Genomic DNA, 17752 nt, shown 5'->3' on the forward strand with positions numbered 1-17752 from the left:
GCTCACGAGCTACCAAGCTCACGAGCTACCAAGCTCACGAGCTACCAAGCTCACGAGCTACCAAGCTCACGAGCTACCAAGCTCACGAGCTACCAAGCTCACGAGCTACCAAGCTCACGAGCTACCAAGCTCACGAGCTACCAAGCTCACGAGCTACCAAGCTCACGAGCTACCAAGCTCACGAGCTACCAAGCTCACGAGCTACCAAGCTCACGAGCTACCAAGCTCACGAGCTACCAAGCTCACGAGCTACCAAGCTCACGAGCTACCAAGCTCACGAGCTACCAAGCTCACGAGCTACCAAGCTCACGAGCTACCAAGCTCACGAGCTACCAAGCTCACGAGCTACCAAGCTCACGAGCTACCAAGCTCACGAGCTACCAAGCTCACGAGCTACCAAGCTCACGAGCTACCAAGCTCACGAGCTACCAAGCTCACGGCCCCCAAGGACTCACAAGCCCACAAGCCCACAAGCCCACGGGCTAACAGAGTCACAAGCTCACGAACCCATGAGCCTACAAGCTCACGAACCCATGAGCCTACAAGCTCACGAACCCACAAGCTCACGAGCTAACAGGCCCGCAGGCCCGCAAGTTCACGAGCCCACAGGCTCACGGGCTCACAAGCTCACGGGCTCACAGGCTCACAGGCTCACAGGTCCACAAGCTCACGAGCTCTTTGACCGATTAGGCGATCGTGGCATAAGCTCGCTCTCGCCATGACCACGATCGTTGCGATTGCCGGGCAAAAAGGCGGCACAGGGAAGAGCACCATCGCGGTGTGCCTCGCCGCCGAATGGAAATCTCGGGGCAAACGGGTTCTCCTCGTCGACGCAGATCCACAAGGAACGTCCTTGACGTGGGGTGAGGTCGCTGCCGAACTCAATCTGGCGGCACCAACGGTCATCGCGATGGGTGACAACCTGCGCCGCGACCTTCCGGGCGCTGCTGAAGCGTACGATGTGGTCGTCGTCGACTGCCCTGGTCGCGCGGGTGGCAAGCGGACCGCCGGCGCCCTGCTCGTCGCTGACGCAGTGCTCCTGCCGTGTGCTCCTGCGACGCCCGACATCTGGGCGCTCAGCGGCTCAATTGACGCGGTGCAGGAGGCTCAGGCGATCCGTCCCGACCTCCGCGGCGCGATCGTCCTGAATCGTGTCGATCGCACCGCGATGACGAAGAAGACGCGCGATGCGCTCTCGCAAGCTGGTCTGCCCGTATTGAAGGCTTCGCTCGGCGCGCGAGTAGCATTCAACAAAACACTCGCCGCCGGCGAGGGGATCACGACGTACGAGGGCGGCAGCACCGCGGCGAACGAGCTGCGGCGTCTCGTCGACGAAGTCGAAGACCTGCTCGAAATGGAGGCCGTAGATGTCGCGTAACTCCGAGCCGGCACTCGGGCTTCGCAAGCCGGGGACCCGCAAAGTCGTGTCTGACGAAGAGGCGCGCCTTCTTGAGGAGCGTCTCAACGCCGCGGAGAGGGCTGCTTCCCCAGTCGTTGCCGTCGAGTCGCCGATCGAGCCCTCGACGTCACCCGTGGAGCCGGCGCCCACCACCGTTCCGACCGGGACGCGCAAGGTCAGCGCGGCGAAGCAGGAGGCTCCGCGTGAAGCCCGCATTTCGGCGAACTACCCGCGCGGCAAAGGGAGCAAGGCGGATCCGTACCGGCGCGCGAAGGATGGCAAGTCGCTGCGATCGACGACTGTTTTTCTCGCCGACGATGTTCACGAACAGCTCCGGATGTACTGCGCTCGACACGAGCGGAGCCAGTCGGACGTGATCGCGGAAGCGCTTGAGCTCCACCTGCGGAATGCTCGCTGAAGCTGCCAAGCCCGTCTCGTGGGCGCCCACTTCACCGAAATCACCAGGGTTCAAGCCGTACCGCAGGCGATCCCTGCACTCCGAGCGAGGGTCACGGCTCGCCGAAAGGCGTCGAGCGACGCTCGCACGCCTTGTGCCGCGGAGCCCCTCGCGCGGACCGAGCCCGTCGGCGGGCGCGTGAACCCAGTGCCACGGGGTAGGCTCGATCGGTGGTGGAAGCGGAGCCGAAGTTCGCCGGTGGCGGCAGCTGAAGCGCCCGCTCCCACGAGATCACGACGACCAGCTGTCTGATCTGAGGCGGCGCTAGAATCGCCCCGTGATCACTCTCTCAGGCAAGAAGGCGCGTTTCGTCGCGCTTTACCTGGGTAAAGCGCAGGGCGACGCCATCGACGCCGCCCGGATGGCGGGCTACGAATCCCCCGAGCGACAAGGGCCGCTGCTGTTGCGGTGCGCGGACGTCTGTGAGGGACTCGAACAGGCGCGGAACCCGCCGACACCGGCGCCGAGCGAGGCCTCCTCGCCTCAACGCGCGGCACCACCTCGAGCGCTCCGCCCCGCAGGGCTGACGCCGGCTCGGCTCGACGTGACGCTGAAGCTGAGCGAGCTGCCCCGTGGGGTGATGACCCGCGCGAAGGATGGCTGGAAGGAGTTCCGGGTCGACTGCGACGGCCGTGCCGTTTCGATCGCCATGCGCCCGCGCGTCTGGAACAAGCTCGAGCAGGCAGCCAAGGAGTTGCCTGACTGGGTGGCGTCCATCACGGGCAAGATGGGCCCGCCGACGAGGGAAGGGTTCGTGCTGCTCGAGCCCGGCGTTCAGGTCTTCGAGCGGAAGAGCAAAGCTCCCGACCCTGAAGTGTCGACCGCTCCAAACTCCGCGACGAACGAACGCGCCGATTCCAGAACCGAGCCGGCGACCTGATCCTCGCGGCCGAGCTGGCACGAGAAACGCTCGTTTAGATGCGAAACCTAGGCGCGTAAGCGCCTGGAAATCCTTGGACGCGCGCGGAGCGCGCACCGTTCGAGACCCCGAAGGGGGCTCGTTCAGTGGTCTCCGATCGTAGAGCGGACAGACCGTACAGCTGTTGTATGCAATTTACTGCTCGCTCCAAGCAGCGCCCGGTTCCAACGAGCGCCGCTTTCGGCGCGCGGTTGTATGCGATCAGCTGTCTCGCTCGCTCGCAGCCGACTCCTGCCGGCTCTGGTCCGACGTCAGGCGGCGTCTGAGGTCATGGAAACCGTCGCCGACAGAGCTCGGGCACGCCCAAAACGGTGCTCGTCGACATGTAGGTGATGCCCGTGGACGGACCTCGGCCTCCGGGCTCAACTCCGGAAGCTCACGGCGACTCTCTGCACCACTAGGCGAGCGGCGGCGGGTCCGGCCCGGCCTCGGGTACCGGCTCGTCAGAGCCCTCTCCGGAGCCGTCCTCACGCTCGTCCGCATGCACGTCAGGCGAGCACGCGAGCGCGCTCAGCCAGTACTCGTTGAAAGCGAAGCCGCTCGGGCCGACCCAGGCCTTGGGGACCTGATCGGCCGGAGGCTGCACCTTCGCGATCGCGCCGGCGCGCTCGAGCGCCACGAACGCCCCGCAGTCCCACCAAGGCGCCTCGCGCCGGAAGCTCGTTCCGAAGAGGTACTGGACCGAGTAGGTCCTGAGCGAGCGCGGATCCTCGAACGCGTTCGCGAGCATCCCGCGGCTCAATCCGTCCACAACGCGCGCGTAACCCCGGCGCCGCGTGGGCAAGCCCAGGCGGTAGAGCAGGACACCGGCAGCGATCACCTCACGCGCCCGGATGTGCCCGAGATCGCGCACCGGGGCCGTCCATCCGCCGCCGGGCTTGCGCTCGATCCCGAGCGCAGCACGACGTACCCGGAGCGCGTAGCACCGCGGGAGCTCAGCGAGGCTCTTTTCGGCCTGACGCCGCGTCCCTCGCACGATGGTCCGGACGCGAGCGAAGGCGTGGTCCGGCAGGTCGCGAGGATTGCAGTCGGTCGCGCCCTCGCGCGCGAGCTTGTGCTCGAACCGGATCCGCCGTTCGGTCTTCGCCGCGAGCGGACGTGGCGCACGAACGCGCTTGGGGCGAGGCGTGTCCGCCGCAGTCGATCTCGAAGGCGATTGCGCCTCTTCGGCCGTACGCGCGAGCTCGCGCCGGTACGCGTCACGCTGCGATCCGCTCGATCGGCGCGGCTGCCGGTAGGGTTTGGCGCCGTGAACCGCTTCTCGCGCTTCCTCGAGCGCGAGAGGCTCCGTTTCTGCGCCGGTCTTCGGATCGAAAACCGGAGCCGCGGCTACGAGCGCCGCGATCTGGTCTCGGACCTCGGCCGCTGACTTTTCACCGGGTTTGAGGCGTGAAGCAGGGGAGGGCGGCGGCGGGACAGACGGGATCGGAGGAACCGTCGCGCGATACCGCGCGCGGTCCTGCGAGCTGAGCTCGCCTCCCGAGAGCGCGGAGACGTTCGTCCGTTCGACGGACGAACGTCCCCGCTTGCTCTCACGGGAGTCCTCCCGTAGCTTCGTCAGGCCGATCCCCTGGTCAGGTCCGGCGAACTACCGAAGCCCGAGTGTTCCCAGCACTCGGGTTTCAGCGTTTCTGGGCCTCAGTGACTACGCCGCGATGGCGCCTCCACGTCCGCGATGGACGAGCTCTTCAAGCGACGGACCGATCCGTCGCCACGCGTTTCGAGCGCTCGAGACGATCGCCAGCACGAAGCTCGACGCGTCAGAGCGCGAGCGAAACCGTCAGCGAATTCGCGCGATCTGCGCATTCGCTGCCTCCCGGCTTCGCGGAAAATGGTTGAGTCCGGACGGACTTCGGCCTAGGAAGTTCATCAGAGCGTAGGCGCCGCATACGCCACCGCTTCAGGAGCCCCGGACGACGTTTCGACCCGTCGTTCGGGGCTTCGCCCTTTCGGGCTCGAAGCACTCCCGGACCCGCAGGCCCGGATCACGTGACCAGTCACGTGATGTGTTGTCGGTACCACACGCCCTGCGGGTGTCGAAAGGGATTCGACCGGAACGCAAGCTGACGGGGTGAAATTCGTACGTACTCCCCTCGATCAGCGGCTGTTCGGGCGCTTCCGAGCAGATCGTCGACGGATCCGTCACGGGCGATCATCTTTCGCCTCGCACACCCGCAGCTGCAGCTGTCAGGGATCGTGCTGGGCGATCACCGCGAGCCCCGGCTATCGCTGCGCGCGCCTGCGCCTCGCGGATGGCGTGGCCACTGCGCGCAAGCCGACGACTCCCAAGCGCTTCGAACGCGTCGCGAATGGCGAGATCGCGGACGCACACCGCGTCCATCGGACGCTCGCCCGACATCAGAACGGGACCTCGTCGAACGCCGCCGCGAACCGGCTCACCTTCGCTGCCTTCGCGGAGCCGCGCTTGCGCTGGAACTGGCGAACGAGCACGCGCTCCTCGCGCTCGAGGCGCCGGAGGTCCTCCGTGAGCTGGCGATTGAGAATCTCGTCGACGTCGGCCGAGTGGTCGTGGACCCACTCGAGAAACGCCTCCGTCCGGCTTCGGCGCTCGCTGTCGCGGATGCGACCGCGCACGGCGTCGAAGACCGGCACGAACTCCGGCGAGATGTTGTTGCGCACCTCGTCGTCGCTCTCGCGACGCCGCTCGCTCGCGGTCGCGCGCGACTTCGAGCGCGCGCGAGCAGGGTCCCCGAATATCAAACGCTGGTCGTTGCGCTCGGTCGCATACGCATCCATCGCGGCGGTGATCGCGCGCGAGATCTGATCCCGCGCGTCGTCGCGCCGCGACGTGCACAACTTCCGCGCCGCAGCCTGATCGCCGCGATGACGCTCACGGACCGCGTCGCGCTCGGCGCGCTGACGCTCGCGGAGCTGCGCTCGGTCGGCGCGACACGCGTCGCGGATTTCGTGCTGCCGCTCGCGACTGGCAGCCTTCGCGGCGCGAAGCTGCTCGCGCAGCGCACGCAGACGTTCGCGGTTTGCGATGCGATGCGCCGCCTCGCGCTCGCGGTCGAGCGCCTTGCGCTGCGCGGCGATCTGCTTCTGCGTGGGCACGCCTACGCGCCTCCACTCGCCACGAGTCGGAACGCGCCGTATGCAGTGAGCGCGAGCATCATCGGCACGACGGGTCGCCACGCACGATCGAGGTCGGGGGAGCACTCGACGACTGCATGACACGCGCGCACGAAGTGCTGGCAGTTCCGCAGCGGCGACCAGCGTTCACCGATGCGAGCGCGCGCTCGCGCAATCACCACGTCGGGCGACGCGGTGCCGAGATAGCCGATGACGTGCACGGGGCGCCCCGCCGCAAACTCGCTCCAGCTCTCCTCCGCCACGACGCCGCGACGCTTGCTCTTGTGCACGACCTGCGGCCAGCCGTCGGGGCCATTCCGGTCCGTCACGATTCCTTCGTGCCAAACCCCGCGGACGCGCACGCAGACCACGGCACCGGGGAACGGCTCCACCGGCGTCACGGCGCGCCCCCGGGCTTCGCTGCGTCGCTCTCGGACTTCGCCTCGGGCGCGAGATAGATGCGCGCGAGCGTAAACACCGCCTGCTGCTGCGCCGGGTTCAGCGCGCCGAGAATCGCGTTGAGCTGCGACGGCTCGAGCGACTGGAGCAGGGCCTTGATTTGGCCCTCCGCGCCGCTCACCGCGTCCACCATGACGGTCTTGCCGGCGATGCGATTGGCGATCGTGGGCACCAGCAGCTTGAGGTGACCGATGAGCTCGCCGGTCTGCTTCTCTCGCGCACTCGCTCGACGGATCTCCATGTCGCGCTCGTGCTGGCGATCGCGAAGCTTCTCGGCGAGATCCATCACACGCACCTCGCGCTGCTCGAGCTCGGCGATGCGCGTGTCCTTGTCGGCGAGCAGCCGCCGATCGTGCGCGAGGTATTCGCCCACCGTACCAACGAGGAGCCGCTCGCGGTTCTCGAGGTGCCGCATCATCTGCGCGAGCAGACCGCGCAGCGATGCGTCGGCGTCGACGACGAGCTCGCCGCGCAGGGCGTCGTCGGAGGCATCGTTCGCGGGCGCGGTCGGGCCGGAGACGCGCACCGGCATCCGTGCATAGGGCGCGTACTCGGGCCCGTAGTGGACGACCACCTCGTAGAGCTGAGCGCGGCCCGGAAACGCGCTCGCGTGATCGCACACGGTCGACCAGACCTCGGCGGCGAGCTCGGCAGCGACCGGCTGATCGCCGAGCGGCCAGTGCGAGACCGTTTTCGACCGGCCGTTGTGCCAGAGATGCAAGAGCGTCAGGCGCGAAGGTCGGCCCGCGTCCACGATGTCCGCGCTGAGCGCGCGCGCGAGCCACGGACCGAAGTGCTCCGGCACTCGCCTCGCCAATGCCTGAGGGTGGAGCTCGGAATCGCCCGAAAGCGGAACGATACTCACGTCGTCATCCTCCCAACGAGGTACAGACCACCCACCACAGCAACGGCGACACCGACGACCGTCGCCGTCGTCGCGATCGACCTCGCCGCATCGCGAACACCGTCTCCCGCGCCGTTTGCGAGGCTCTCGATCGGTCCTCGTAGGGGTCGCAGTGCCGGCAGCGACGGCGCCGTCAGCTCGACGCCGCGCGCGTGTGCTCGCGCGCGCCAGTCCTCGAGCGCCGTCGCGTACGACTCGACACGGGTCGCGACTTCGTCAGCGAGGCGCCGCGTGAGCGGCGCGTCGGGCCCGCGCTCGCGGTAGAGCGCGAGCCAGCTCTCGCGCCACGACTTCCAGTTCTGCAAGAAGTCGAACGGAATCACCTGGCGGTAGTAGGCGCGCAGCAGGTCGCGACTCAGCGCATCGATCGACGCGTGCACCTCGCGCATGCGTGCCTCGACGTGCCCCGGCCACTGAATGCCGACGTGCGCGGCGTGCGTATCGCGCTCATTGGGCGGCCCCTCATCCATCCCATCGCGCACATCCGGCAGCGGCTCGATGGACACGACGGGGTAAGGGGAGGGCGCGAGCGCACCAGCTCGCGCGGACATCGACGGTCGCGACGCCACACGCCCGTGCGTGCATCGATCCGCCGCTGAGCCCGGCACGATCGAAAACCGCCCGGCGTGCTCGCCCCACGGGAGCACCGGCCCCGCGATCCCGAACGTCGCGAGGTACTCGAGCGGATTGACCCACACAGATCTGAACCGCACCGGCTCGAGCGGGTCGATGCGCGGGCCGGGATACGGCGAGCCTTCGACGACGCGACGCCCGTTGTACGAGATGGCGCGCGACCGCAGTCGCGCACGGAGCTCGAGCGGGACCTGTCGCCGCACCTCGAAGTGCAGGTGCGCGCCCATTGTTGCGAACCTGCCCGAGCTCGTGCGACCAACCTCCGCGATCAGATCGCCGTGCTGCACGACCGCACCGGCCTCGACGTGCCGCCGCGACAGGTGCGCGTAGTGCGTGAACACGCCGTCCTGCTCGTGCCAGAGCACGATGCTCACGCCGTAGCCGCCGAAGCCCGGCGAGCCGTCGGGAACGGAGATGACACAGACGCCATCACGCACCGCGTAAACGGGCGTCCCGACGCCACCGAGGAGGTCCAGGCCGGCGTGCCAACGCCACCCGCTCGGACGCCGGCGCCAGCCGACCACCGTCGTCATCCGCATCCGCTCGATCGCGATCGGCGGATGCGCAGAGCACGTCGGCTGCGAGAGCCACGGCGCATCGCGGAACAGCGTCATAGCGCCAGCTCGAAGCAGCACACGCACGGCGCAGGCTCGGGCGTCGCGATCGTCACCTGCGCCGCGCCATTCGGCACCGGCACGAGCGGAGGTTCGACGTCCGCTGTGACCTCGATGCGAGCGAGCTCTTCGAGCGCACGATCGATGAAAGAGATCGCCATCGGCACGCGGCGCGCGGGCCCGCGCAATGCGCGTAGATACGCGGCGAACGGCGGCAGATCGATCGAGGCTTGGAACGCGCCACCTGCAGCGGCTTCGGTGCTCGTGTAGAGGGTGCGACGCGGAGACGATGAGCTCGCCGCCCCGTAGCCGGCGAACGCACCCACGCGATAGCGCGGAGCCGGAACATCCGTCGGGCCATCGACACGCGCCGACACGTGCAGGCCCGACGCGCAGACGGTGAACTGAGCGCCGCGCACGAAGTCGACTTCCGCGGTCGCGACAGCGGGTCCGACACCCCACTGAACCTCGGCGACCACATGAGTTCCCGGCAGAATGATCGTCGTCGCAATAGGGTCGGCGAGCTCGGGACCGACGAGGCACACGGTGACGACGCGCGTCGCCGCCTCATCGCCGCCGGGGAGACGGATGAGCTGTTCGCGATGACCGGGCCACACCTCAGCGGAACGACCGATCGCGCCGTGCTCGAGGAGCTCGGAGTAATCGCCGCGCATGTTCGCTCCTCTGCACGCGCTACTGCGGTTGTCGCGCAGCGAGCACCACGTCGCGCGCGGCAACCCGCATCACGAGCACGTCGACTTCGAACGCGCACGGCGGCGCTTCCAAGCTCGCATCCGGCCCTTCGCCCACGCGCAGCCACGGCCACGCGTAGACCGCGATCGCTCCATCGTCGCGGTGCTCGACCTCGAGTTGTTCGACGTACGGATACGCGCTCGGCCGCACTGTCTGGACCGTCACGAACGAGTCGCCAGGGTCGAGCTGAGAGAAGCGCGAGAGCCGCAGGTGCACCGCTGCGGCTCCATCGAGCGCCCAGGGGCGAGCGAGGCCCTCGACGCTCCAGGGGCGCACGAGCTCACCGTTCGGCTCGAAGCCTTCCGTGCGCAACACACGAACGTTCGATCCACCTCCGGGCGTCTGCTCGACGCGCACGCGCGCGCAGGCCCACAGGGCATCGCGAAGCAAAATCGGCATTGGTTCTCCTTCGGGTTGAGAGCGGCGTTAGAAGCCGGAGGCCATCGGGGATCGCCAAAGCCAGCGCGCGCCTTCCCATGCGCCCGCGGTCGCCGCGTCGCGGTACTGCTCGCCGACGCCGACGCGAACGGCGGCCTCGTACGCGGCGCGATGCTCCACAGGCGTCCGGCTCTCGGGCGGGACGTCGCGCCACGACTCGCGCACCTCCGGTGCGTCGCCCACTGGGCTCGATGACGGAGGCGGCGGGGGCGGGAAGGGCGGAACCGCGCCCGCACGACCGCCGAACAGACCGGAGAACAGACCGACCAGGTCCCCGAACGTCTGCTGTGGCCTCGATGATGCCGCCGGTGCCGATGCCGGCTGAGGAGCGCGAGCTCGCGCGCGCGCCGATCGCGCTGCACGCTGCGCGCCGTATGCGGTCGCGAGCACGGCGATAGTTTGACCTGCGAGCGGATTGCCGCGACGCGCAGACGCCGCGAGCGTTCCGAGATTCGCGAGCGCGCGCGGGTCACCGCGGCTTCCGCGGTCGAGAAGCGTCGTCGCCGCTCTCATCGTGTCCGCCGCAACCGGCCCGACACCGGGCACCATCGACACGAGCGAGTGTACGATCGGCTGGCGAACGACATCGCTCGTCACGCGCGCGACGTCGCGCACCGCGCGCGACTGCGCGAGCTGCCGTGCAGTGCGCGCGGTCTGACGAAACACCTGCCCGAAGTCGAAGCCGGCCGCCGCAGCTCGCGTCGCGAGCGCATGCGCGATGGTGTTCTCGTCCGCGCTCGCGGCGAAGCGAACGGGACCGTCAGCGGTCTCGAGCGTCGCGATCGCAATCCATCGGGACCCGTCCCGACGCACCGTGATCCGGCACGGGTACTCTCCCACGTAGAGAGGCCGCATCGTCGTCTTCCTCGCTCCTCACGCCCGACCGGGCGGCTGATAGGAAACGGTCTCGCGCGGCGCGAAGAGCGGCGCGGGTGCGTTTCGGACTCCGAAGTACACGAGCGCGCCCCTCGTGGTGCCTCCGTAGAGGCCATCCGCCTGCAAGCCCGCCGCACGCTGGAACCGCTGCAGCTTCTGCCTCGAATACACGAAGCCCTGCCGCGCGATCTCGGCCCCCATCTGCGGCGCCAGACGCCGAGCGAGCGCGAGGTCCACACCCGCACCACCAGGCGCGTTCACGTTCTGGCGACGCGCTTCCGCATCGGGCCGCGATGGCTCCGACGTCGACGATGGTGCCGGCGCGCGGTGATCGGTGCGTCGAGGCGGCTCGGCCGCTGGCGGGGCCGGAGCCGCAGCGGGCGATGCAGGCGGCGCGGGCGATGCGGTCGTCGACCGTGACGGCGAAACATCAGTCGCGGGTGACGCAGGCGGAAGGTCCGCCGACATCGACGACGATGCAGGCGCAGCCGATCCCGGCGGAGGCGGCGAAACGGCTGAACGCTCCAGGTACGCGGCGCGCTGCTCGAACGCATCCGCGAGACGCGGGTAGCCGCGTGCACGCAGTTCGGGCGCGAAGCGTCGAAGATCGGACGCGCTCGCGACGCGCATCGCGCGGCCGAACTCCTCGCGCGATGCCGCGTCGAGCCGCGCGAGTTCGCCCTCGAGCAGGTCGTCGCTGGTCGCACCTGCGGCCGGCGCGGACGTCTCACGCTCACGCGGCGGAGGCGGCGGGATCGCGGGCGCCGGAGCGCTCGGCAAAGGCTGAGCCGGCGCGATCGCAGCCGGCGCCGACGACGACTGCGCCGCCTCGGCGCGCCGCTCTGCGGCGATTAATCGCAAGGTCACGGCGGATGAGTGCCATCCTCGCGTCTCGAGCTGCTCCGCAACTTCCTCGATCTGCTCAGGCGACGGGCGCGAGGCGAGCCACGGCTCGAGCCGCGCGAGGAAATCGTTCATGAGCACCGAGTTCGGCGCTGCCGGCGGCAGCGCAGGCGGCGACGCAGAAGCAGGGGCAGGACGACGACTCGCGACCGCGACCAACGCGGCCAACGCGCCGCCGCCCAAGAGCAGCAGCGGGATCGGACTCATGGCTCAGACCTCCAGGCTCATCCCCATGCCGAGCAGCGCTGACGGGTCCTCAATCGAACCATCCGGTCGACGGACCACGATGTGATAGAGGCTGAACCGCCCCCGATCGTCGACGTGCCCCTGCTCGTTGAATCGCGTGAATCGAAAGTCCGGACGCGCCTGGATTCCCTCGCGCACGACGAGGTCACCCACGCGACCGCACGACAGGTCTTCGCAGTCGCCAAACCCCTGCTCGATGAGGCTCGGCAACGCCTGCCATCGCTCTTGTGGCAACGGCTCGGCGCGATAGACCACGCCGGACTCGTAGAGTGACGGGGTCTGCGGATACTCCCGCAGATACAGCGTATTGATGGCCGACAGCGCCATTAGCATCGCCCGCAGCGATCGCTCGCTTCGCGCGCGCGCCGCTTCGGACTCGAACAGTTTGACCGTCAGCGCGATCGACGATGTCGGCCGACCCACGAACATCGCCTGCGCCGCACCCTCTGCTGCACGCAGCTCGGCGGCGGGGTCGCGGCCGGCGACGATTCGATCCGCTGCGCGCCAACATGCGCGCTCGATCGGTCCCGCAGCTCCCGTCGCGAGTAGGTGCGGGACCGAGCCCCACTCGCCGCCGTCTTCACCAGACGCGAGACGATCGCCAAGCACTGAGAAGCGCGCGTCCCGATGCTCACGCAGGTACGCCGCGTTGACCTCCGCGAGCGCCCTCACCAGCACCGACAGCGCTCGCTCCCGATAGCGACGCGCGCGCACGTCGTCGTCGCGAAGTGCGCAGTCGAACACCACGCGACGCATCGCGGCCCGAGCTCACTCCTCGGCCCACCCGAACACCGAGCCGATGAAGCGGCGATCGGCCGTGCCGATGTTCTGGACGGCGATCGAGATCTGCTTTCCCAGCTCGCAGACCTGGCCTCCGAACGTGCCGACCTTCGACAGCTCCGAGTACACGATCGCAGGCGTCATCGACTGCGACCCTGCGCGCTGCGGGTTCTTGCCGACCGTCAGCTCGCAGACGAAGTCGTTGCCGATCGTGCTCGGAATGACGAGCTGGTCGACCTCGAATCGCTTCACCTGCGGGTGCACCGCGATCGTGATGAGCTGTCCCGGCGTGAGCGGCGTCTCGGACGAGAAGTTCAACGGAATGCGGTCCTCCGGCCGACGGGAACGCGCACCGCGCGTCGGCACCGGACTGCGGGCAGCCGACGCAAGACGCGCGACGGCCTGCGCGGCGCGCTGCGGCGGCACGGCCGGACGCATCGGCACCGGGGAGATCGCACGCGGCGCGAGCGGCGGACGCGCCGCCGGACGCATCGGCATCGGCACGGGGCGTCCGAGCCGGCGCACCGGCATCGGACGACGACGACGCGCAGCGCCGACCGACGCAGCGAGCACGTCTTCGACCGTCGGAGCTCCGGCATACGCCTCGTCGTCGTACCCGACGAAGCCCTCGCCGCCGTACCCGTCGCCCGGGAACGCCTCACCGCCGTAGCCGTAGCCCTCGAGCGCCGAGAGCAGCTCCGCTCCGGAAGCGAAGCCCTGCTCCTGCGCGATCCAGTCCAGAGCTCCGGCGATCGCGGCGTAATCCTCGGCGCCGCCGACCTCGAAATAGTCTCCTGCCGAAGCCGCGTAATCGTCTTCGAACATCACTCACCCCGCTCGTGCTGGTGCCTGTGTCGTGACGCCTGCCGGCGTCGTTCAGCGCATGCGGCCGATTGCGTCGGCGAGCGCCATATCCGCGAGCATCACGCCCCGCGGCGGCGAATTGCCCGGAGGTAACACGTGCCCCTGCGCCGCCGCGCCGCCCCGCAGCTGCGGTGCCTGGGGCTGTTCGGGCGGAGGAAGCGCCGGTACCGCGGGATCGGGCCGCGTTAGGCGACGCATCAGCGTCGCACCGGACGCAGCTCCCCATGAGCCCATCGCTCCATACGTGAACGCGAGCACGTGAGGCTTGTAGACGTTGTCCTTGTCCGACAGCGACATTGCCGTCGCCGTCAACAGACCGCCGACGCTCAACGCACCGTCGACGGGGATCCCCCACACCTCGCCCCACCCGTATTCGCGAAGACTGCCGAAGACCATCGACGAGCCGAAAACCTCCGTCGCTGCGACCAGGTTTCCCACGGCATCATCGACGTTTTCGCGCATCCCTTCGACGCGCTCACGCGCGGTCCTCATCACCGTCATCTGCGCGTCACGCGCTCGTGCGAGCGCGTTCTCCAGCGCGTCCACGTACTCGCGAGTAATCCCCGCCATTGCGCCTCCAAGATGCCTGTCGACTCGCGATCTCAAAACACCAAGAACGTCCGTCGACTACCGTCTTTCGTGTTCTTGAGCGTGTCATTTGACTACGCAACATCGTTCGACGGACATGCCACAACAGCCGGGCCCCTCTCTCATCCGATCCCGCGGGACCGCTGCAATTTCGCGCCTCAGGACACGTTCTAGTTTCGCGCACTTAGATATCGCTTGCAGCAATCCGCGGGCCCCTCATGAGGGGCCCGGCGCGAATTGCTGCAATTCGCACCGGGATCGATTTTACATCCTGGAAACCCGAGCATGCATCCGAGCCCCTCGGACAGACCGAGTCTCGGCGCTCGCGACAGCGCGCAGCCGAGCTCTCGGTTCGGCCGACGGTAAGCGTCATCAAGGACGGCGATGACGCCGGCGCCGACGAGGACGCGGCGGCGAAAGCAGACCGATCTCGTCTTCGACCGTTGCGCCGCTGCACACGGCCTCGAGCTTCTCGAGCAGCTCGCGTTTCCCGGCGGCCACGCCTGCCTCGTACGTGTTCGGCGGGAAGGCTTGCCTTCTCTCCCATTCGATCACGGCGCGGAGCCAACGGCGGATGAGCCGCACACCGACGGCGGGCTTGCGTGCTCTCTCCTCGTCCTCCGGCGAGAGCTCGCCTCGCTCGACCGACGCTCGTGTCCGCGTGAGCGCCTCGACCCACGCCTCCGGTCGCTGCGGAGGGCTGCGCACGTCGCGCCACGCAAGCCGCCCATCGCGCCACGCGTCGATCGCAGGCACCGGCAAGCGTTCCAGCGCTTGAAGGCTCCGCTTCACCGTCGACAGCGACAGGCCGGTGCGGCGCGCGATTTCGGTCGGCGTCACGTCCAGCAGGCGCAGCGCACGCACGCCGAGCGCGCGCTCGTACGTCGTCATGATGGGCTTGTTCGCGAGGAAGTTCCGGAGCCGCGCGTCGAGCTCGGTCGTCGTCGACGGGAGGAACTGCGCAGGCACGGCCTCGTAGCCGAGCGCTGCGTGCGCAGCGATCACCTCGTGCCCGACGATCACGACGCCGCGCACGCCCGTGGGCGTCGCACACCAACGAACGGGCGTTCGCACCGCGATCACGACGCCAGTGCTCGGCACGCCACGCGGGTCGGCGCGCCCTGCGGCCACGATCGCCGCGACGCGCGATTCAGGATCCGTGAGCGTGTTCCACGTGTCATCCGCGAAAAGCTGCTCGCGCGGGCAGAGCTCCACAGAAGAAGGCGTCGACATGCCCAAGTTGTCGACGTGAACGCCGGAAGAGTTTCGTACCGTCCCCGCGGGATGTCGTTGAAATCAGTTCAGTATTTCGCCTCCGCCGGAAAATAGTCGGAATGGTCCGACAGGAGCAGGTCCGGATACTGGTCGTCGTCGATCCCGCACGTCCGAATGGACCCATGATTTGAGGCCGAGCGGTAGCCAAACAGGAATTTCGGTAAGCCCCCTCGAACCGTCCGCGTGCCGCACAGGGATCCCCGTTCGTAGACGGCGCGACAGCGCTGTAGTCCCGCGGGCAACGCACGACTGCCCAGGCGCGGCTCGGACGGACCCCACGCTCGCGCGCACGAGTGGGCGACGTGGAACGATCGCACTCGCCATCCCCGATCGCCCTGCGGCAAGCACGAACCCGCTCGGCATGTCGAGCTCGTCGCTGCACTCAATCGAGGCGCTCGATGATCGCACGGCACGCGGCCTGCTTTGGGCGTCGCGCGCCGCGCCGTTGCGCGCGGCGAGGAGGCCGTATGAAGAGCTCGATATTTAAGGTCCTCGCGTGCATTTTCGCCCTGTCAACCGTGGGGTGCTCCGCTGATGAAACCGTCGGGCGTGGTGCGGAAACGATCTCATGTACGCCGGGATCGGAGGTCACCGTCGCGTGTGGTGCCAGTGACCTCGGGTTCTGCTCGGGCGATCCGATCCTGACCGTGTGCGATGGCGCCGAAGTCCCCGAAGAAATGTGTGGTGATAGCGGGACCGAAACCCTTGGCCGGAACGACGACTCGGAAGGTCGCTGCCCTTCAGTCACGGTCACCTGTCCGGATTCAGGTGAGCTCTCGGTCAAGCCGACCGCGTTCAGTGGGGTTCCTACCTGCGATTGGGATACCCGCGAATCCGCGGGCTGATCCCGTTCGCATCAGCACGCGTGCACCGAACCATCTCCGATAAACCGTCGCGACCCCATGACCCCGCGACCACCACTCGCCTCGCCACGCGCTTGCTCGCGGACGAGCATGTAGCGTTCGCGCCTCGCATCGATCGCGCGCTCGTGCGCACTTACTTCGCGGCGTACGCGATCGGACCGAGCTCGGAGCACGACGAGCGCGTCGTCGCAACACGGCTCCCGCTGGATGGCGGCCTTGCGTGGGTACTCACTACACACGCGCTCGTCGTGGAAGGAACGCGTGTCGATCTCCGCGCGGGCGATCTCGAGCAGCGCATCGAAGCGATTGTGTGGAGTGATGGCAATCTTCGTGATCAACAAAGTCACGCAGCGAACCGGTTGTGGCGCTTTCTCGAAATGCTCCGACGGACGGTGAGCGTGCCGTCCGGCGCACGATCGCGCGCCGCAAAAAACAGTGAGTGCGACGAGCTTCAAATCGCGCCCACGCTCGCTGAAGTCGATGGCAACACTGACACCGCGGCGCTGGACGCGTTGAGCGCGGTCGCATGGCGACATCGCGAGGCGCGCGCCGACAGTCCGTGGTCCGCCGCGTTCGCGTACGAGCTCGCCGCGCGCCTCGTGGCATGGCATCGTGCTCGCAACGAAGGCCGGCCAGCGTACGATGGATGGTTCGTGAGCGTGCTCTCCGAAGCGCAGCTCGCGCGCGCGGTCCAGATGCTCCTTCACACCAAGCAGCCGCTCAACGGCGGGTCGCTCGTCGCCGCGCTGCCGATTTCGCGGCCCGAGCTCGCGCGGCTCGCAGCGCGGCTTGGGCACTCGCCCAGGCCGGCGTTTCCCGATCTGCTGGTGATCGAGGTCCGCATCGCGCCTCATGCGATCGGTACCTGGGTACGGTTCGAGATCGCCGCGCAGCCGGTGGATGCGGCGCTCGTACGTCCGTGCTTGCTTGAGCGGCTGATGGAGATCGAGGGGCGCGTGCTCGCGCAATCCGTGTTGCGCGGACGCCACGCGAACGATGTGGGCCGCATTGACTGGGCGCACGACGAGGCGCGGGCGCACCTCGTGCTGCCGTACTTCGACCTTTCCGCAATGCTCGGCTGCGCGAGGCCCCGGTTCTTCGTCGAGCTCGGCTCGGTTCCCAATGGCTGTAGCGCGCAATTCGCGGGCGCCTCCGCCGACGCGCCGAGCACGATGGCGCTTGAGCACACGTGGCGGCACGCAATGACGACAGGAAGCGCACTCGGCGCGGTGCGTGCGGCGATCTCGTTCGCGCACTACGGCTTTCCCGCGCACTCGGCGATCGCGCTCGAGCACACGGGCCTGCGGTTCCGCGCGTTGCGTGGCGCGCTCTTCCGCGCCGCCGCCGACGCATGGCGCATGTACCTCGTGACAGGCCAGGCGCTGACCGATGGCGCGATCGAGCGGCGCGCGCTGCGACTCTACGAGGCAGCGATCGCGTACGGTGCGGAGCGTGGCAGTGTCGAGGAAGGCTTTGCAGCGAGCTCATGCGAGCTCGCGCGACAAGCGCCGTACCGCACACGGGCGCGGCTCTTCGCGCGCTGTGCGGACCTGTTCCCCGAGCACGTACGCACCCCGGCATTCGCACTCGAACGCGCACGGCTCCTCGACTCCTGAACGATAGGAGCGGCACCCCACCGAGCGCCAGGTTGAAGAGCGCGCTGCACGCGAGTTTTCGTCGTCGTGGCT

At 68.3% G+C, this 17752-nt stretch carries 18 protein-coding genes; 5 read left to right on the top strand and 13 right to left on the bottom strand.

Annotation, left to right across the window (positions count from 1 at the left end; translation table 11 throughout):
* Nucleotides 1-718: 718 nt before the first annotated feature.
* From parA to I5071_RS46105, 3 genes are all read left to right on the top strand, one after another.
* Nucleotides 719-1378 (top strand): ParA family partition ATPase, encoded by a 660-nt coding sequence (gene parA, locus I5071_RS46095; protein ID WP_206607005.1) that lies wholly within the window; start codon nucleotides 719-721, stop codon nucleotides 1376-1378.
* 46 nt (nucleotides 1379-1424) lie between these two features.
* The gene (locus I5071_RS46100; protein WP_236607755.1) at nucleotides 1425-1817 is read left to right on the top strand and encodes a hypothetical protein; all 393 of its coding nucleotides are present in this window, start codon (nucleotides 1425-1427) and stop codon (nucleotides 1815-1817) included.
* 316 nt (nucleotides 1818-2133) lie between these two features.
* Nucleotides 2134-2736 carry a hypothetical protein gene (locus I5071_RS46105; protein ID WP_206607007.1) on the top strand — a complete coding sequence of 201 codons (603 nt, stop codon included), beginning with the start codon at nucleotides 2134-2136 and terminating at the stop codon, nucleotides 2734-2736.
* A 436-nt stretch (nucleotides 2737-3172) separates the two neighbouring features.
* On the opposite strand, the gene I5071_RS46110 is transcribed toward I5071_RS46105, so the two are convergent.
* Nucleotides 3173-3628, bottom strand: a complete 456-nt coding sequence (locus tag I5071_RS46110; RefSeq protein WP_206607008.1) for a hypothetical protein — start codon at nucleotides 3626-3628, stop codon at nucleotides 3173-3175.
* Here I5071_RS46110 and I5071_RS46115 point away from each other — a divergent pair.
* A complete protein-coding gene (locus I5071_RS46115; RefSeq protein WP_206607009.1) occupies nucleotides 3611-4144 on the top strand; it encodes a hypothetical protein in 534 nt (177 codons plus the stop codon). The genes I5071_RS46110 and I5071_RS46115 overlap by 18 nt on opposite strands.
* Nucleotides 4145-5133: 989 nt before the next feature.
* On the opposite strand, the gene I5071_RS46120 is transcribed toward I5071_RS46115, so the two are convergent.
* The 12 genes from I5071_RS46120 to I5071_RS46175 all read right to left on the bottom strand — a co-directional run bounded on the left by I5071_RS46120 (nucleotide 5134) and on the right by I5071_RS46175 (nucleotide 14817).
* Nucleotides 5134-5850 (bottom strand): hypothetical protein, encoded by a 717-nt coding sequence (locus I5071_RS46120; protein WP_206607010.1) that lies wholly within the window; start codon nucleotides 5848-5850, stop codon nucleotides 5134-5136.
* 2 nt (nucleotides 5851-5852) lie between these two features.
* A complete protein-coding gene (locus I5071_RS46125) occupies nucleotides 5853-6197 on the bottom strand; it encodes a lecithin retinol acyltransferase family protein (RefSeq protein WP_236607756.1) in 345 nt (114 codons plus the stop codon).
* 68 nt (nucleotides 6198-6265) lie between these two features.
* Nucleotides 6266-7192 carry a hypothetical protein gene (locus tag I5071_RS46130; protein WP_236607757.1) on the bottom strand — a complete coding sequence of 309 codons (927 nt, stop codon included), beginning with the start codon at nucleotides 7190-7192 and terminating at the stop codon, nucleotides 6266-6268.
* On the bottom strand, nucleotides 7189-8478 hold the full coding sequence (locus I5071_RS46135; RefSeq protein ID WP_206607013.1) for a peptidoglycan DD-metalloendopeptidase family protein: 1290 nt from the start codon (nucleotides 8476-8478) through the stop codon (nucleotides 7189-7191). Before I5071_RS46135 ends, I5071_RS46130 begins: the two co-directional genes overlap by 4 nt.
* Nucleotides 8475-9152, bottom strand: a complete 678-nt coding sequence (locus tag I5071_RS46140; protein WP_206607014.1) for a hypothetical protein — start codon at nucleotides 9150-9152, stop codon at nucleotides 8475-8477. Before I5071_RS46140 ends, I5071_RS46135 begins: the two co-directional genes overlap by 4 nt.
* A gap of 19 nt (nucleotides 9153-9171) precedes the next feature.
* Nucleotides 9172-9630, bottom strand: a complete 459-nt coding sequence (locus tag I5071_RS46145) for a hypothetical protein (RefSeq protein WP_206607015.1) — start codon at nucleotides 9628-9630, stop codon at nucleotides 9172-9174.
* Nucleotides 9631-9657: 27 nt separating this feature from the next.
* Nucleotides 9658-10524: a hypothetical protein gene (locus tag I5071_RS46150; protein WP_206607016.1), complete on the bottom strand. Its 867-nt coding sequence runs from the start codon at nucleotides 10522-10524 to the stop codon at nucleotides 9658-9660.
* An 18-nt stretch (nucleotides 10525-10542) separates the two neighbouring features.
* Nucleotides 10543-11655, bottom strand: coding sequence for a peptidoglycan-binding domain-containing protein (locus I5071_RS46155; RefSeq protein ID WP_206607017.1), 1113 nt, complete (start codon nucleotides 11653-11655; stop codon nucleotides 10543-10545).
* A 3-nt stretch (nucleotides 11656-11658) separates the two neighbouring features.
* Complete coding sequence (locus I5071_RS46160; protein ID WP_206607018.1) at nucleotides 11659-12450, bottom strand: hypothetical protein; 792 nt, start codon at nucleotides 12448-12450, stop codon at nucleotides 11659-11661.
* A gap of 12 nt (nucleotides 12451-12462) precedes the next feature.
* Nucleotides 12463-13299 (bottom strand): hypothetical protein, encoded by an 837-nt coding sequence (locus I5071_RS46165; protein WP_206607019.1) that lies wholly within the window; start codon nucleotides 13297-13299, stop codon nucleotides 12463-12465.
* A gap of 51 nt (nucleotides 13300-13350) precedes the next feature.
* Complete coding sequence (locus I5071_RS46170; RefSeq protein WP_236607758.1) at nucleotides 13351-13884, bottom strand: hypothetical protein; 534 nt, start codon at nucleotides 13882-13884, stop codon at nucleotides 13351-13353.
* A gap of 414 nt (nucleotides 13885-14298) precedes the next feature.
* Nucleotides 14299-14817 carry a winged helix-turn-helix transcriptional regulator gene (locus I5071_RS46175; protein ID WP_236607759.1) on the bottom strand — a complete coding sequence of 173 codons (519 nt, stop codon included), beginning with the start codon at nucleotides 14815-14817 and terminating at the stop codon, nucleotides 14299-14301.
* Nucleotides 14818-16066: 1249 nt separating this feature from the next.
* Here I5071_RS46175 and I5071_RS46180 point away from each other — a divergent pair.
* On the top strand, nucleotides 16067-17680 hold the full coding sequence (locus tag I5071_RS46180) for a hypothetical protein (RefSeq protein WP_236607760.1): 1614 nt from the start codon (nucleotides 16067-16069) through the stop codon (nucleotides 17678-17680).
* Nucleotides 17681-17752: the final 72 nt, after the last annotated feature.

It is taken from the genome of Sandaracinus amylolyticus (genome assembly GCF_021631985.1).
Taxonomy (GTDB): domain Bacteria; phylum Myxococcota_A; class Polyangia; order Polyangiales; family Sandaracinaceae; genus Sandaracinus; species Sandaracinus amylolyticus_A.

What these genes read in the sequence shown, in the direction of transcription:
- parA (WP_206607005.1), top strand. Translation starts at nt 719, where the DNA reads ATGACCACGATCGTTGCGATTGCCGGGCAAAAAGGCGGCACAGGGAAG.
- I5071_RS46135 (WP_206607013.1), bottom strand. Translation starts at nt 8,478, where the DNA reads ATGACGCTGTTCCGCGATGCGCCGTGGCTCTCGCAGCCGACGTGCTCT.
- I5071_RS46140 (WP_206607014.1), bottom strand. Translation starts at nt 9,152, where the DNA reads ATGCGCGGCGATTACTCCGAGCTCCTCGAGCACGGCGCGATCGGTCGT.
- I5071_RS46145 (WP_206607015.1), bottom strand. Translation starts at nt 9,630, where the DNA reads ATGCCGATTTTGCTTCGCGATGCCCTGTGGGCCTGCGCGCGCGTGCGC.
- I5071_RS46150 (WP_206607016.1), bottom strand. Translation starts at nt 10,524, where the DNA reads ATGCGGCCTCTCTACGTGGGAGAGTACCCGTGCCGGATCACGGTGCGT.
- I5071_RS46155 (WP_206607017.1), bottom strand. Translation starts at nt 11,655, where the DNA reads ATGAGTCCGATCCCGCTGCTGCTCTTGGGCGGCGGCGCGTTGGCCGCG.
- I5071_RS46160 (WP_206607018.1), bottom strand. Translation starts at nt 12,450, where the DNA reads ATGCGTCGCGTGGTGTTCGACTGCGCACTTCGCGACGACGACGTGCGC.
- I5071_RS46165 (WP_206607019.1), bottom strand. Translation starts at nt 13,299, where the DNA reads ATGTTCGAAGACGATTACGCGGCTTCGGCAGGAGACTATTTCGAGGTC.
- I5071_RS46175 (WP_236607759.1), bottom strand. Translation starts at nt 14,817, where the DNA reads ATGACGACGTACGAGCGCGCGCTCGGCGTGCGTGCGCTGCGCCTGCTG.